Source organism: Anabaenopsis sp. FSS-46 (genome assembly GCF_029891665.1).
Taxonomy (GTDB): domain Bacteria; phylum Cyanobacteriota; class Cyanobacteriia; order Cyanobacteriales; family Nostocaceae; genus Anabaenopsis; species Anabaenopsis arnoldii.
This window is the reverse complement of sequence record NZ_JANQDG010000078.1, coordinates 1-15691: the sequence shown is the minus strand read 5'-3', so window position 1 is coordinate 15691 and position 15691 is coordinate 1. Positions and strand designations below refer to the sequence as shown.

Sequence of the window (15691 nt, the reverse complement as noted above, 5' to 3'; positions counted from 1 at the left end):
GTTCATGGACATCAATACCCCGTTCTCGAAACAATCTTACCGCAGCAGGGCGTACTTGCCATTCTACAAACTCCCCTAGACGATTACCTAACTTACCCAGTTGTTGACTTACCTGTTTAATCTGCTTATCAGTTGCTTGAGATCGTTCTTTTAATAACCGCTCTGTTTCTTGAGATTGTTCTTTTAATAACCGCTCTGTTTCTTGAAAGCGGCGCTCTGTTTCCTTTTGAGCTACAATCAACTCACCTAATAAGCGCCAAACATCATCAGGTGTGTAAGTCATGGTTTATTCGAGAGGGCATAGCACCATTATAATACCTAAAGCGATCGCCCTGGGTTGAAAAATTCCGTTTTATGCTACACGGGGAACCGGGGGTTATAAACCCCCGTCTAATAGCTAAAGTCAGATAAATCTGACTAGAAAATCATGTGTTTGATTATCTTGAGCTACAAGTCGGGGATCTGTGGGGGGGGTGCAAGATCCCGGACTTCTCTCCCAAATATTCAATAAGTCCCTAGGTTATGGAAGAAGTCGGGGATCTGTTACATATATCTGGTTAATTGGACTCGATAACGCTCTTTTTTGGTTACAGCAATTTCCCCTACTTCTAAACGTCCCTTACCGCGAATAGCGATTAAGTCCCCTGATTTCACCTGAGAACTAGCTTGATTAACGTCTTTCCAATTAACGCGGACATCACCACTCTCAATAAAAGTGACCATTTTACTGCGGGACATTCCAAAACCAGCGGAGGCGATCGCATCTAATCGCAGGGAAGCTTCGACGCTAGTTAGTTCTTTCTTTTTAGGTTCCCTAACTTTTAACTCCGTGAGATCAATCACTTGAGTTTTCACCGGAACTGAGCGCACCTGTTGCAGATTCATTTGTAAAAATTCTGCCAACTCTGGTATAACAATTGCTTGGGCTCCCCGTTCTCCGAGTACGATAATATCCCCGGTTTTTTCCCGGACTATACCGGTTCCCAACATTGCGCCTAAAAAGTCCCGGTGGGTAGCGGTATCGAACAGAAAATTACCAGCAATTTCTAAAGCTACAAGGTCAACTTGAGATTGATCTAAAGGAAGTTCTGAGCGAGCGATCGCCATTCTTTGGCGTTCTGCTTGGGGATAACCTCCCCACCCTACTAATTGTACATCTGTTAACCGACTAAATACGCGGTTAATTTCTGCTAATTCTGGGGGTGACAAAAAATCAGTTAAAACCACTTCCCAAGTTTTAATAGCTTGTTCAGCCTGATCAATCACACGGGCGATAGTATCACGATTTTCTACACCCTTTAACAGTTCTTCTCTGGGTAACATGATGTGAATGGTAAAATTTGTGGTAAGGTTTCAAATCTTTTTGTTTGAAAATTTTGCATAGTTAATTTCTAAGTGCCAGATGTATCAGCATACCCCTGGATATTTTCCGGGTCAAATTTCCGTAAAATCCTGGTTGCTTGGCGGCTAATAGCCTCAGACACCTGAGCCACAACTATGTATTTACCCATATCTAAACGATTGCGGTAGGGTAAAGCATCACCACTGAGGAGTAACCCAACACCACCACCGACAAACACGCTACCCATAGCGCCACCCACAGCGCCTAACAGTCCCCCAAGGACGTGGTTACCAATTTCCCCGGCCCAAGGGAAAGTATCTAAACCTGTAATTAAACTAAAGGTAAAACCTGCAAAAAAACCAAATGGTATTAACCAGTATGACATCAGCCTAGCTTGCTTTTGCGCTTGCTCTTTGGGGTCAACCAAGCCAAACTCATCAGCGGTTTTATAACCCCTACCCAGAATAGTGCTTTGTATACCTTCTGCTTCTAGAGCTAAGTAAGCGGCTTCGGCTTGAATGCGGTCTGGTAATACAGCAATAAGGTAATTCATGGAAGCAATAATAATGGTTTGATAAAAGTTCTTATGTTCTAATTATAGAGTATCAGTGCTGCCACAATTAAGCTCCTAAGTTGAGAGATTCAGGACATATTACCATTATTCCATTGTGGCGGGGTTGGTGTATCCATAGGGGCGCAAAAATCTGTGACACCTTGCTTGAGAACATATATCAGAACTGGTGTAGCCAAACTCTCAGGAAAACTGGGCATTTTTTTGAGACGTTCCATGATCCTGACCACAGAGCTACTTAACAAATCTTCGCGGTATTCCTGTTGACAAATTAGCGATCGCCATTTTCTGGCCATAGCATCTAACCACTCAGAGTTAGTGATTCCTGGTTCTTGTCCTGCTCGGATAGCCAAGCTCATCGCTGCATCTTCTAAGTCTCCATCACAATCTTCAATCAAGTCTAGGGCTTCCATCGCGCTGGAATCATCAGCTAACTGAGAACGAAACAGGGCAATTTCTTGGGATGTAACTTTGGTCATAGAATATTGAAAGTCATTTAAAATCTAAATATAGCAATATCCAGCTATAATATTTGATTTTTTGTTCTTTACCAACCCTAATCAATTTAACTGTTGCTCTTTTCCCGACGTGCTTGCAAATTCATCATCATCTGTGCGTAAATCTCCCGATTGATTGGGTAAAAATAGATCAAAAACAAGCCAGAAATCAAGAAAATTGTTGGTAGTGGACCTACGGCGAAGCGGATGGCTAATAATGCTGAGTCTGGTTGTATGGGTAGGGTGGTTTTTCCGGGTATAGCTGCTTGAAAACCAGATGCTTCTAAGGCGTTACCCACTAAAAATATTCCCAGAGCTAAACCTAATTTTTGCAGTAACACCATAAAGCCATAAAAAATACCTTCTCTGCGTTGTCCTGTTTGCAGTTCATCTAACTCAATCACATCTGGAATTAGTGACCAGGGAATCAGATAAGCTGTGGATACCCCACAACCAGCCATGATGGCCATAAAATACATTAAACCTACCTGTCCGGGTTGTAAAAAGAATAAACCCCCTGCGGCTAATATCCATAAACTCATACCCAGAAAATAAACTACTTTTCTGCCGATTTTTTTACTCAAACCACCCCAGACAAATAACATGAGTAAAGCTGTTCCCTGGACTGCAATCATGGTGGTGGGAATATCGGAGTCTTTCAGACCCATGTAGTTGACGACGAAATAAGGTATGGTGGTGGCTGTGATTTGTACTGCTAGCCAAGAACAAAGATAAATCCCAATCACAAATAGATAGGGTCGATTATTAAAGACGATTTTTAGTTGTGCTAAGAAGGGTATAGATACGGGTTGTTGTCCTTGGTGGCGTTGATTTTCAAAAGCTAAGACGCGGTGACGGACTCCAAAAGCACATATATATAACCCGGAAACGGAAATTACCGCACACACTGCGGCTAAAATTAAGTATTGTTGTTGGCGATCGCTAATAGTAGAAAAAATAATTTGTGCTAGGAGCAAAGACAAAATACTACCACCAATAGAGAACCCGAAGCGAAAGCTATTCAAGGTAGTACGTTCATCATAATCTTGAGTCAGTTCTGGGGTCATTGCCGCATAGGGCAAACCAACAACGGTAAAAAATACTTGGGAGATTAACCCAATTACAACATAATACCAAAATAAAGGCCAAATATTAGTAGTGGGGTCTGTGGTAAAACGTGGTACAATCCACTGTAATAAAAAAATCATCCCAAAGGGAATAGCCCCATAGACTAACCAAGGGAGACGACGACCCCAGCGACGGGATTTAGTTCTGTCGGATAACACGCCGATCATGGGATCGTTGATGGCATCCCAAACTTTACCAATCATCAAAATACTACCAGCTAACCCGGCGGGAATCCCCGCAACATTGGTAAAAAAAACCAGGAGAAAAAATATAGAAATATTACCAGTAACTGCTGTCCCTAAATCTCCAGCGCCATAAGCTAGCTTAGTTTTTAGATCCAGCTTTTGATTTTCGGGGTTAATTGGGGGGTATTCATCAACAGAATCATTCATGCTCATACTAAGATATAAAATTTATACTTGATTTATACTTGCTTCAGTATCACCTAAACATCACCGCCTTTATGTCAGACCTTTACATTTCTTGGTCAGATTATTACCAAAAAATTGAGCGCCTAGCGGCCCAAATTTATCAATCAGGTTGGGAATTTAACCAGATTGTTTGTCTTGCTAGGGGGGGACTGCGAGTGGGGGATATTATTTCCCGGATATATCAGCAGCCTTTGGCAATTTTAGCTACATCATCTTACAGTGGTTCTGGGAAGCAGGAAAGGGGTAATTTAACTCTGGCTCGTCATATAACGATGACTACGGAAAAATTAGGTTCCCAGATTCTCCTAGTTGATGACTTGGTAGATTCGGGAATCACCCTTGAGGAAACTATACCTTGGCTGAAGGAAACTAGTAATTTTAATGTTGTGGAAATTCGCACGGCTGTGATTTGGTATAAAGCCTGTTCTGGTTTCCAACCTGATTATTACGTTGATTATCTGCCCGATAACCCCTGGATTCATCAACCCTTTGAACATTATGAACATATGACACCGGCAGAAATAAACAGTAAAATTACTCAATTATTGGGTAATTTTTAGTATTAAATTATAGCCCCAGCTATCAAACCCAGGATGGCCCCAGTAGGGACTAATTGCCATGTGGGACGGCGGAAGCGGACTAGGGCAATTAAAGCTAAAATGGCGACTATCAACGCGAACACGGAGCGAACCGGGGTATCTTGAATTATGGCTGTTTTTGCCAGGGGAATGGCTGCAGCTGCGATCGCTCCTAGAACCGCAGGGGTTACCCCGCGCAAAAAGCTGCGAATCCAGGGGTTTTGACGAATGCGTACTAACAGGGGTGCAGCCCCCATAATGAATAGGAAGGATGGCGTAAAAATTGCTACACAAGAGATTAAAGCCCCCAAAGCCCCAGCCACCTTATAACCAATGAATGCGGCGGTAATGACTACAGGACCGGGAGTAAATTCGCCAATAGCAACACCGTCGATAAATTCCCTGGGGGTTAACCAATGAAATTGATTAACTACTTCTAACTCCAGGAGGGGGATAATTACTAACCCACCGCCAAAGATAAAACTACCCACCTTCAAGAAGAATATTGTTAGGGTTAAATAATACTCTTGAATCCGTTCTAGTCCCCAAAAGCTGGATAATGTTAGGGTTTTACTAGTTACCATTGCCATGGTGTGGGGTAACATTTGCATCAGGGGTACAAGGGGAACTAGCCAAGCAGTGGAAGCGGGGGGGTAAATAACTAAGCCTACCATCCCCGCTAACAAGAATTGCCACAATACATTGAGGGGAAATAGTACAGTAACCACAAAAACCGTGATGGCGATCGCAATACCTGGATAATCAGTAATAGCTCGTTTGGCTAACTTCCAGCAAAAGCCGAAAATAATCGCAATTACTACCGGGGTAATTCCCAGAAACAAATTTTCAATCTGTGGTATACCCTGAAACCGAAAATAAGCCCAAGACAAAGTTAGGACAATCACAAAAGCGGGGAGAATAAAACAAATCCCCGCCACCAAAGCCCCCAAAATTCCCCCCCGCAGGTATCCGGTATAAATTCCCATCTGGGTAGAAGCCGGACCTGGTAACATTTCACAAACCGCGACCCCGGCTAAAAATTCCTCCTCGGTAAACCAACCCCGCTGCACCACAGACTCATCATGAATCATGGCAATATGAGCTTGGGGGCCACCAAAGCCAGTTAAACCCAGCTTGAGAAATAATTGAGCTAGTTCGAGCAACCGAGCCGATAACCTAGGCTGTGAGTCTATAGATTTATGATTACTTTGTTGATTCATGTCTGGTTAATCAGTAGGAGCAGATATCAATCAAAACAGCCACAGCCAAATGGGGAGAGTAACTAGTAGTAGTATACACCCCAGTGCTAAAGAAGTCACCGCCAGATCACGGTCAAGATTAAAAGTTTCGGCAATTATTAATGTGGCAAATGCTGGAGGCATAGCCATTTGTAGTAAAATTACTTGTGCGGCTTTACCAGTCACCCCCCAGAGTGGCAAGGTGCTACCAATGAATAAGGGAACAATTAACATTTTAATAGTTAAGCTGATACCCGCATCCGGTAGCCTGTGCCAAGAATTTAGGCTAGACAGCCTCATGCCAATTAACACTAAAGTTAAACTAACTACAATCCAACCTAATATTTCTAGGCTATATTCAAAAATGATCGGGAGGGTAACTTGGCGAAATAGCAAGCCCAAGGCGAAACTCCACAGAGCAGGATTCACGACAATTGACTGGGTAATTTGCCCGTAATTCCTGATATTACCGCCAAAATGAGATGCTAATACTATACCAAAGCCATAGGCCCCAAAAAGTGATCCCAACATATCGTAAAATAAAGCCCAGGCAAAGTATTCCTGACCTAATAATGCGAGAGTGATGGGGAAACCCAGGTAACCTGTGTTACCAACCATTGCAGCTAGGAGTAAACTACCTTGTGTTGATTTGTGGTGGATGTTTTTGGTCAAATAGGCTTGACCTTTCATCGCCCACCAAGCCAAAAATGCCCCTAAAAAAATGGCTAAGTGGGCGATAACCGGAGCAATCCAAATCTGTCCTGATAGGTCGGCTTTGCGGAGAAAAGCAATAATACTTATGGGGACTCCTACCCAAAATAGCCCTTGACCGACACGAGTAGGAACCGTAGGAGGTAGTTTGCGTCCCAGGATAAAACCTACTAGGACTAATCCCACCAGTTTAAAGTATAGTTCTAGGAGGTTAGCCAAAATTGCGCCCTGGAATATATAGATATGAATGGTACTGAAGATGTTTATCTCCCCAGTCTACAATTTTTGATAAATATTGCACAAAAACAGGAGATGTCTCTTGAGTAAAGCCCGGTTTTCTAAACAAGCCCATCAGTTATCAGGCGACCCTAGTGAAGATATTCCCGTGGCTTTACGGGATGTCCCTGAGAGTAGAGCCCAACCGCCTGTGCAGAATCTAGTTTTGGTGATGGGGGGACTCGCAGGGTTTATTCTAGTGGGTTTAATTGCTGGTTTGTGGTTCTTTGTGATCTCACCTAGGGCTGATGTTGATTCCTCCTCACCTCAGAATGTAGATGCACAACCTGGGGATTCTGTCAATAGTCAAGATAATAATGTCGATGCCCTCTTAGGTCATTTGAGATACCCAGAAGCGCCGCAGTCAGAACTGTTAGCAATTACTGCCGATGGGCGCATTAGGTTGCGCACAGCAGCGGCTCAAAGGTATCTGGCTATGGCTCAAGCGGCGCGGCGTGAGGGTGTAATTTTAGTGCCAATTTCTGGGTTCCGCTCCGTGGAAGAGCAGGAACAGTTATTTTTTGCTATTGGTGCTAGGCGTAATCAAACCCCGGCCCAAAGGGCGGCTTTGAGTGCGCCCCCTGGACATAGTGAACATCATACAGGCTATGCTGTGGATATAGGTGATGGCGCAGCACCAGCTACTAATCTCCAAAGCAATTTTGAAAATACCAGGGCTTTTCGCTGGTTAGAAGCAAATGCAGCCCGTTTTGGTTTTGAACTGTCCTTTGGAGAAAATAACCCCCAAGGTGTCAGTTATGAACCTTGGCACTGGCGTTTTGTGGGCGATCGCCATAGTCTAGAATTATTCTACAAAGCCAAAAATTTAAACCCCAAACCATGAGGGGTGAGCATTTTCTCATGTCGCCCCATAGCCAATTAAACCAGCAAAGATACCCTCATGGACTTGATTTATGAAGGTTTCAGCAATTACTTGATGAGCTTTAGTGGATCGGATGAATGTCATCCTAAAAGAAATATTCATCAGGAGACACTGGATTAATTACGCCACTTAGGGGAGTGGTGAAATCGTTACACCCGTCATCATTTTGACCATTACTCAGTTCTTGCAGCGCCTCAAACTTATCTACTAAAAATAAATGAATATTAAAATAGGGTGCTAAGTTATCTAATGTTTGGCTTAAAGTGGTGTTAAAGCTCTGAGTAATGGCTGTAGCCCCTATAGGGTCAGGAGTATTGTAGTCAAGACTCAAGTCTTGACTACGAGCCAAGATTATTTAGTCCCCCAGTTTTAATACTTACCAGGATACTTGCGTTTAAAGTAGTCTTCTAGAATTTCTAAAACCATCGGAGCTGCAAGACTACCACCACCACCGCCAGAATGTTCAGTAAAAGCAACGATGACGATTTCCGGTTGATCTACGGGAGCGTAAGCACCAAACCAAGCGTGATTTTTTTTCACCCGATTTTGCCATGCTTCAGCTGTACCGGTTTTACCAGCGACGGGAGGGAGTGTAGGCTTGTTTAAAACTTGAGCAGTACCGTGAGTAATCACCTTCCTTAATCCATCATGGAGAATTTGAATGGTTGTCGGCTTCATTTTGATAAGTTTTCGCCAGTTTGCGGCTGGTTGATTATCTTTGAGTAAATGGGGCTGGACTCGGTAGCCACCATTAGCCGGAACTGCAAACATGACCGCAACTTGTAAAGGACTACTTAATAAAGCACCTTGGCCGATTGACATATTCACCGTATCCCCCACAGTCCAAGGCATATTTCGATGTTTGCGTTTCCAGTCGTCATCTGGGACTAAACCCCTGGTTTCTTCGGCAGCAAAATCAAAGCCAGTTTTTTCACCAAATCCAAATTTACGAGTCCATTCAATTAAAGTGGGTCCACCCACTGCTTGAGCAATTTGGTAAAAGAAAGTATCACTACTCCATTGCATTGCACCCACAAAACCTAAAGGGCCGAATCCGGCGTGGTTCCATTCACCAAATGTGATCCCACCAATAGTTAAAGAACCGTAGGTTTGGAGTGTGGTTTTGGGAGAAAATTTCCCCGATTCCAATCCTGCGGCTGTAGTGACAATTTTGAAGGTACTGGCGGGAGGAAAAGCACTCAGAGCGCGATTTACTAAAGGATGGTTGGCACCTTGGACAGATTCCCAGTCTTTTTGCGAGAGTTTTTGTTTAGAGAAGATATTGGGGTCAAAGGTGGGGCGAGATACCATGGCTAAGACCTCGCCATTGTTGGGATCAAGTGCTACAATTGCACCATTATACTTGCCTAAAGCTTTGTTTGCGGCTATTTGCAGATTTAAATCGATAGTTAAATTTAAATCACTACCGGACTTTGCTGGTTTTTCTCCCAATACTCGAACCGGACGACCGGCGCGGTCTACTTCTACTTGCTGACCGCCCCATTCACCCCGCAGAGTATTTTCGTAAACCTTTTCAGCCCCCATCTGACCAATGACATCTCCTAATCGATAGCCTAACTCCCGCTTCTGTTGTAGCTGTTCGGCAGTTAATTCTCGTGTATAGCCCAGGACATGGGCTAATTCCTGACCATGGGGGTAGTAGCGAACTGCTTCCGTATGTATTTCTACGCCTTTGAGTTCCTTGTGATACTCTTTTAGGGCAGTTAGTTGGGCTTCATTCAGGTCACGAGCAATGGGAATTAGTGAAGAAGAGTTTGGGCCAGCCTCTTGTAATTTTTTTTCTATTTCTTCGCGGGGGATATTCAGAATTTTCTCTAAACGTGAACCGACAACAGACCAACCAGATTTTCTGTGGGCCATTGGCCACAAGTATACAGAACGAGGATAACGAGTACTAGCCAAAACCTTGCCATTTCGGTCAAAAATATTACCCCTTACTGGTTGTTTGGGAATGATCCGCACCCGGTTAGCTTCTGCTCTGGTTCGATGGTTTGTTCCTTCAACAATTTGCAAGTTTGCTAACCGCACACCTATTATACTTGTCATTAAGAGGGTGAATGCAATTAAAAATATGGGCTGAAAATCTCGTCCAACCGTACGTGTATTATTTTTTAGGGGTAGTCGGGATGGCTGCAATAAAGTCATAACACCCAGTTTCAATAGTCTACATTAACTGACACATTAACACTCTCCAGTCTCAAGACACCACCTCAACTATGGCGTTCTTTGACACTCCCCACGGTTATACAATAGTCGGAGAGTCAAATTATCATTTTCTATTTCTACCCGCTTTGAAGTCTCTGTCTTGGGTGTAACAACAATGAGTGCAAAGATAACATAAGTGCTATTTTTCATAGCATCTTGTCAGATAACCCAGCCCTAAAGGCACAGGGAGTCTCAAATCAGCGCATTCTACCAGGGATTATGACTCAAACTCTCACCCACAATCATGATCAAATTACAAAATCTCAGCCGTTGGACGTTGAACTGCGTTATGTGTTCAAGTTTTTTAACCAGAAACCAGCAGTTAATGGGGTCGATTTGGATATTAAACAGGGAGAATTCTTAACTATTATCGGTGCTTCTGGTTGTGGTAAGACAACTATACTACGCTTGATAGCTGGGTTGGAGATGACTGATGCTGGTAAGGTGTTTATTCAGGGACACCAGATGACTAATGTCCCTGCTGATCGCCGACCCGTAAATACTGTTTTTCAAAGCTATGCTTTGTTTAACCATATGAATGTATGGGATAATGTGGCTTTTGGATTGCGTGTTCACAAAAAACTCCCCAAATCAGAAATCGCCACCAGGGTTCAAGAGGCTTTAATGCTGGTCAAAATCGCAGATTTGCGATCGCACTTTCCCGGTCAACTCTCTACTGCTCAACAGCAACGGGTAGCTTTAGCCAGAGCTATAGTCAATCGTCCCACTGTTTTACTGCTAGATGAACCTTTGAGAGCTTTAGACTGGAAGCTACGTCAGGAGATGCAGTTGGAACTGTGGAATTTACATAAACATTTAGGACTAACCATGATCATGGTGACACAAGATCAGCAACAGGCTATGTCTTTGAGCGATCGCATCGCCGTCATGAATCAAGGTAAAATTGAGCAAGTTGGTACTCCACAAGAGATTTACGAACATCCCCAAACCCCCTTTGTGGCTGATTTTATTGGGGATAATAATTTATTTAGTGGTAAAATCATTTATGTAGGTTCGTCATCAATAGAAGTTGAGACCACAACGGGACTGAAAATTACGGTTGACCGCACAGAAAAAACACCAAGTGAATTATCACAAACCGTAGTGGTGAGCGTCCGTCCCGAAAAAATCCAACTTTCCCTTTATCGTCCGAGTATATTAACTAACTGTTTTCCAGGACGGCTGAATCAGGTTATGTATTTAGGAACCCACCTTGGTTATGTTGTGGATTTGCTAAATGGTATCAGTATCAATATTTTCCAGCCAAATACTTTTGGCAGTTTACCAGAGCGTGACATACCTATTTATGCTTGGTGGATGAAAAATGACTGTATAGCTTTCAGGAATTGTACTGATGTCCGTGGAGGTTTGAAGAAGTCTTAGCTAACAGTCTGTAAGAAATCTGGAATTTTGGCGGTTGCTGAGTTATGGATCATGGTTGGTAATTTTGGCTTTTATATTCAAACTCAGCAGCCGCAATGACTTTACTTACAGGTATTGTCAGGTAAATCAACCACATTTTTCAGTCTGACGCTAAGACGCGAAGGACATGAAACTTTTTGCCAGTATCTATACTGTCTCTGGCATTTTTGTGTTACTAGGAATACGTCCCTGTACAATCAACATTGAGCAAGGAGCATGATGTAGTGCATAATTACTGACACTGCCTAGCAAGAACTCACTGATGCCAGTACGACCGCGACGACCAACTATAATTAAGTCAGCAGGCAAATTACGAGCTACTTCACAGATTATCCTCCCAGCATCACCGAGATTTTGGGTAAACCCTGCTTTTACACCGGCATTAGTTGCTGTATCACTCAGCGATCGCAACCAGTCTAGTCTCTGTTTTTTTAGTTCTTCCCACTCTCGCATATAACTCTCAACAGGTGCGGTTTGCACAGATGGATATATGGTATCTGGTTGTGTAAATACAGGGCTGAGATAGGGGTCTTCTAATGGGGATAGTACGTGTAGGAGCATGAGTTCCGCATCAGAGGCTTTTGCTAAAAATACACCTTGTTCAAAGACATATTGACTCGTTTCTGATTGATCCACAGCTACCAAGATTTTCTGATACATACTTCACATTCCTGACTATAATTAACTCATCCCAATTGTAGTTTCTTATATCCAGTAAAAAAGTTTAAAATTATTGTCATTTTTCCAGTTCCACATTATAGCTTATTTGTGGTAGTCATAGCCAAAGCAATATCCACCTGTTTGCACACAGATGCTGGGGTGGAAGAGTTATCTAACACCACATTTGCACGCGATGCTTTTTCTTCTAGAGATAACTGGCTATTAATGCGGGTTTGGGCTTGTTGTGGAGTTAAATTATTTCTCTGCATTAGTCTTTGCAGTTGCTGTGATTGCGAACACCACACAACCCAGATTTCTGTGACTAAATCAGTCATCTGAGCTTCAAATAACAAAGGGATAACTAACACCAATGTTGGTGATGGTGATTTGTCCATGGCTTCCTGAAAGCGACGGACTACATAAGGATGTATCAAACTTTCTACCCACTGGCGTTCATCTGACTGGGTAAAGATAATTGCACCCAGTTGTTCTCGATTCAGGCTACCATCTGGGAGTAAAATTTCTTGGCCATAACGTCCGGCGATCGCCCGGAGAATGGGGGAACCTATAGCTACAGCATCCCTAGCATAAATATCTGCATCAAAAATAGGTATATTCTTAGCCGTAGCCAAATAATTGGCAACAATGGTTTTGCCTGTAGCAATACCCCCAGTCAAGCCAATGATGCGTTTATCCATAAGTCATTTTAACTTCAAAGCCGGCAATTCAACTAAGATTAAACTATACTTGATTAAATGTTATTTATTAGTCTTTGCGGAAACCAGACAACTCAGTCAAACTCTTGAGAGATTCAGAGCCGATGATCGAAACTAGCCAACGTCGAATTATTATTGGGGATGTACATGGACACTACGATGGGTTGATGAAATTAATGGAGTTCATCGCCCCCACATCAGAAGATCAAGTTTATTTTCTAGGAGACTTAGTTGACCGCGGTCCGAAAAGCTCACATGTGGTTAATTTTGTCAAGGAAAATAATTATGGTTGTCTACTGGGAAATCATGAACAGATGTTTTTCAAGATTGTCACCGGTGATCACATTTCTACATCAGCAATGCAAGCATGGCTGTATGGTGGGGGTCAAGCAACTATAGCCAGTTACGAAAAAGGTACTATTCCTAAACAACATTTGGAATGGTTGGAATCTTTACCCCTGTACCTGGATTTGGGGGACATTTGGCTGACTCATGCTGGGGTTGACCCGGAGCTACCTTTAGCCGCACAAACAGCCGAGCAGTTTTGCTGGATACGCGACCAATTTCACAGCATTGAACAGCCCTACTTTACTAATAAACTGATTATCATCGGTCATACCATCACCTTCACTTTACCAGGAGTTGCCCCTGGTCAACTGGCACAAGGTCAGGGATGGCTCAATATAGATACTGGTGCTTATCATCCCCGTAGTGGCTGGTTGACTGGATTGGACGCTACAAATAACATAATTTATCAAGTCAACATTTTTAATAATTCTCTGCGCACCTTACCCTTAGCAGAAGGGGTGGTCATGGTTCAACCTGCTAAAATAGCCACTCGCCGCCATAAGCAGCGAGCCTAGTTGATCATTGACATTTTTACTAAAGTATGCTGCGGATTTGGGCGCGATAAGCAGCATGATTTAATCCGTCACCCTGATTGCTAGGTTGGGCATTAATAGAACTTTGGAGGGCATTAATGCGATCGCCTGTACCGGGATGAGTACTTAAAAATGTCGGTACAGACCCGCCACGTTGCATCAGCTTTTCCATAAAGGAAACCATAGCCGAGGGGGCATAACCAGCCGCTGTCAGAGCTTGTAAACCTCGGTTATCGGCATCAAATTCATCTTGACGACTGCGGGGACGGTTGAGTGCCAGTTCTATACCAATTCCCACTGCGGTATTACGATCTAAACCTGCGGCTGAAACTAGACCACTAGCGATGGTGCTTTGGCGCATCTGTTTGACTAAGTGCCTACCGCCAATGTGACCAATTTCATGAGCAATTACACTGGCTAATTGCCCTTCATTATCTGCGGCTTTGATTAAACCTGTATGGATATATACAAACCCCCCCAAGGTAGCAAAGGCATTGATGGTGTTATCCTCAACTACTTGAAAGGTGAAGGGAAGCTGAGGGCGATCGCTATTAGCTACCAAACGCCGGCCAATTTGTTCGACATATTGATTAATTTGAGAATTGCGGCTAAAGCGAATATTACTACTGCGTAACTGCTGATTCATCTGCCGACCCAGATCCACTTCCTGAGCATCAGACATATTAGATATCTGAATTACCTGTATTCCCCGGAACAGAAGAGAGCGGATATCAAACGCCCTTCCCGGCAGGGGTGTACTTAGGCACACACTCAGAGCAACAATCACGGCAATCAAGGGATAAAACCAGCGACGCCGCCACCCATGGTGAGCAAAAAAAGCTTGACAATTCATGATCATTAACTGTAATGCAATAAATAACAGGACGAACTTATCCCTCTATAAGTTGCACCTGAGCCTATAAACAAAGCTAGGGTTAGTAGCTAGTATAATTCTCAGTATTCTCCTGATAAATGATCTCATAGGAAAAGTTCTGATGACTATTTTAGATTCCAAAGGAAGATTGTTTGGTAAAATCAACTTACTTGATTTAGGGGCGGCACTAGTAATACTACTAGTCATAGTTGGTATATTTATTTTTCCTGGAACCACGGGTTCTGTTGCCCAAATCGGTACGAAAACCGTACCCATTGAAGTTGACTTAGCCGTTCGCGGTTTAAATGTACGCGACCCTCAACGTTTATTTGAGGCCGGATTCACCAAAGGGGGTAAAACTAACGTTATTATTCGGAATCAACCCTACGGTCAGATTAGCATCAAATCCGTGCAACTACTACCGCGAACCGTGACAGTTTCCCAACCTGATGGATCCGTGAAAGAATTACCAGATCCTAGAACTAATAACTTTAGTACAGATATGCTTTTAACCCTAGAAGGTAAAGCCCAAATTACTGATACTGGTCCAGTATTAGGTAATAGCAAAGTTAAAATAGGTACAACCTTTGAATTAGAAGGTTTTAACTATAACTTTAATTCTACAGTGATCGATGTCAGAGTCAAAGATTAATGGGAACATCTCCCGCTTTAGCGGGAGTAGTAGCCTAGTTGACAATTAAATAGACAAACCCATACACTTATCTACAAACCTATAAATGTATTTATGTTTAAACCTCATGAGTTTGCAAAGAAAATTGGGGTGTCAGTCAAGACATTACAACGATGGGATTCAGTTGGGAAACTTCCTGCTAAAAGAACATTATCAGGGCATCGTTTTTATACTGAAGATGACTTATTGATAGCCCAAGGACTGAAACCTATTGAATCAAAACGAAAAGTAGTAGTTTATTGTCGGGTATCATCTAGTGGGCAAAAACCGGAACTAAAAAATCAAATAGCTGCAATGGAAACTTTTTGTTTAAATAGAGGATTATCTGTTGATGATTGGGTATCAGAAATTGGTGGAGGTTTAAATTTTAAAAGAAAAAAATTTCTGTCAATAATGATGTCGATGTTAAAAGGCGAAATTTCAACGATTGTTGTGGCTCATAAAGATAGAATGTGCCGATTTGCTTTTGATTTCATCCTTGAACTAGCTACATCGGTAGGATGTGAAATTATTGTAGCAAATCAAGAATCACTATCTCCACAACAGGAATTAGTCGAGGACTTAAT

At 42.8% G+C, this 15691-nt stretch carries 18 protein-coding genes; 6 read left to right on the top strand and 12 right to left on the bottom strand.

What is annotated here, in order from left to right; translation table 11 throughout:
- The 5 genes from NWP21_RS09000 to NWP21_RS08980 all read right to left on the bottom strand — a co-directional run.
- On the bottom strand, positions 1-283 hold a 283-nt coding region (locus tag NWP21_RS09000), incomplete at its 3' end, for an FAD-dependent oxidoreductase (RefSeq protein ID WP_280792425.1).
- Positions 284-543: 260 nt separating this feature from the next.
- On the bottom strand, positions 544-1323 hold the full coding sequence (locus NWP21_RS08995) for a photosystem II S4 domain protein (protein WP_271732869.1): 780 nt from the start codon (positions 1321-1323) through the stop codon (positions 544-546).
- A 68-nt stretch (positions 1324-1391) separates the two neighbouring features.
- Positions 1392-1895: a hypothetical protein gene (locus tag NWP21_RS08990; protein ID WP_271732870.1), complete on the bottom strand. Its 504-nt coding sequence runs from the start codon at positions 1893-1895 to the stop codon at positions 1392-1394.
- Positions 1896-1984: 89 nt separating this feature from the next.
- Complete coding sequence (locus NWP21_RS08985) at positions 1985-2392, bottom strand: hypothetical protein (protein ID WP_271732872.1); 408 nt, start codon at positions 2390-2392, stop codon at positions 1985-1987.
- Positions 2393-2478: 86 nt separating this feature from the next.
- Positions 2479-3930 (bottom strand): MFS transporter, encoded by a 1452-nt coding sequence (locus tag NWP21_RS08980; RefSeq protein ID WP_280792424.1) that lies wholly within the window; start codon positions 3928-3930, stop codon positions 2479-2481.
- Between the two features lie 71 nt (positions 3931-4001).
- On the opposite strand from NWP21_RS08980, the gene NWP21_RS08975 reads away from it, so the two are divergent.
- Positions 4002-4529: a phosphoribosyltransferase gene (locus tag NWP21_RS08975; RefSeq protein WP_271732876.1), complete on the top strand. Its 528-nt coding sequence runs from the start codon at positions 4002-4004 to the stop codon at positions 4527-4529.
- 2 nt (positions 4530-4531) lie between these two features.
- Here the strand turns inward: NWP21_RS08975 and chrA are convergent, their stop codons facing one another.
- Together chrA and NWP21_RS08965 are read right to left on the bottom strand one after the other, a co-directional pair.
- Positions 4532-5767, bottom strand: coding sequence for a chromate efflux transporter (chrA, locus tag NWP21_RS08970; protein ID WP_280792423.1), 1236 nt, complete (start codon positions 5765-5767; stop codon positions 4532-4534).
- Positions 5768-5797: 30 nt separating this feature from the next.
- Entirely contained in the window at positions 5798-6715 is a 918-nt protein-coding gene (locus NWP21_RS08965; RefSeq protein WP_280792422.1) for an AEC family transporter, read from the bottom strand.
- Between the two features lie 100 nt (positions 6716-6815).
- Between NWP21_RS08965 and NWP21_RS08960 the strand changes: the two genes are divergently transcribed.
- Entirely contained in the window at positions 6816-7616 is an 801-nt protein-coding gene (locus NWP21_RS08960; RefSeq protein ID WP_280792421.1) for a D-alanyl-D-alanine carboxypeptidase family protein, read from the top strand.
- A 124-nt stretch (positions 7617-7740) separates the two neighbouring features.
- Here the strand turns inward: NWP21_RS08960 and NWP21_RS08955 are convergent, their stop codons facing one another.
- Both NWP21_RS08955 and mrdA read right to left on the bottom strand, forming a co-directional pair.
- Positions 7741-8004 (bottom strand): hypothetical protein, encoded by a 264-nt coding sequence (locus NWP21_RS08955; RefSeq protein WP_280792420.1) that lies wholly within the window; start codon positions 8002-8004, stop codon positions 7741-7743.
- Between the two features lie 20 nt (positions 8005-8024).
- A complete protein-coding gene (gene mrdA, locus NWP21_RS08950) occupies positions 8025-9821 on the bottom strand; it encodes a penicillin-binding protein 2 (protein ID WP_280792419.1) in 1797 nt (598 codons plus the stop codon).
- A 279-nt stretch (positions 9822-10100) separates the two neighbouring features.
- Here mrdA and NWP21_RS08945 point away from each other — a divergent pair, with 279 nt between their 5' ends.
- Positions 10101-11264, top strand: coding sequence for an ABC transporter ATP-binding protein (locus NWP21_RS08945; RefSeq protein WP_280792418.1), 1164 nt, complete (start codon positions 10101-10103; stop codon positions 11262-11264).
- Positions 11265-11450: 186 nt separating this feature from the next.
- Here the strand turns inward: NWP21_RS08945 and NWP21_RS08940 are convergent, their stop codons facing one another.
- Positions 11451-11963: a universal stress protein gene (locus NWP21_RS08940; RefSeq protein ID WP_280792417.1), complete on the bottom strand. Its 513-nt coding sequence runs from the start codon at positions 11961-11963 to the stop codon at positions 11451-11453.
- Positions 11964-12058: 95 nt separating this feature from the next.
- Positions 12059-12661 carry a dephospho-CoA kinase gene (gene coaE / locus NWP21_RS08935; RefSeq protein WP_280792416.1) on the bottom strand — a complete coding sequence of 201 codons (603 nt, stop codon included), beginning with the start codon at positions 12659-12661 and terminating at the stop codon, positions 12059-12061.
- Between the two features lie 122 nt (positions 12662-12783).
- Here coaE and NWP21_RS08930 point away from each other — a divergent pair, with 122 nt between their 5' ends.
- The gene (locus NWP21_RS08930) at positions 12784-13542 is read left to right on the top strand and encodes a metallophosphoesterase family protein (protein ID WP_280792415.1); all 759 of its coding nucleotides are present in this window, start codon (positions 12784-12786) and stop codon (positions 13540-13542) included.
- A gap of 19 nt (positions 13543-13561) precedes the next feature.
- On the opposite strand, the gene NWP21_RS08925 is transcribed toward NWP21_RS08930, so the two are convergent.
- Entirely contained in the window at positions 13562-14413 is an 852-nt protein-coding gene (locus tag NWP21_RS08925) for a M48 family metalloprotease (RefSeq protein ID WP_280792414.1), read from the bottom strand.
- 142 nt (positions 14414-14555) lie between these two features.
- Here NWP21_RS08925 and NWP21_RS08920 point away from each other — a divergent pair, with 142 nt between their 5' ends.
- Both NWP21_RS08920 and NWP21_RS08915 read left to right on the top strand, forming a co-directional pair.
- A complete protein-coding gene (locus tag NWP21_RS08920; RefSeq protein WP_280792413.1) occupies positions 14556-15086 on the top strand; it encodes a DUF4330 domain-containing protein in 531 nt (176 codons plus the stop codon).
- 93 nt (positions 15087-15179) lie between these two features.
- The coding region (locus NWP21_RS08915; RefSeq protein ID WP_280792412.1) for an IS607 family transposase at positions 15180-15691 on the top strand (512 nt) is incomplete at its 3' end.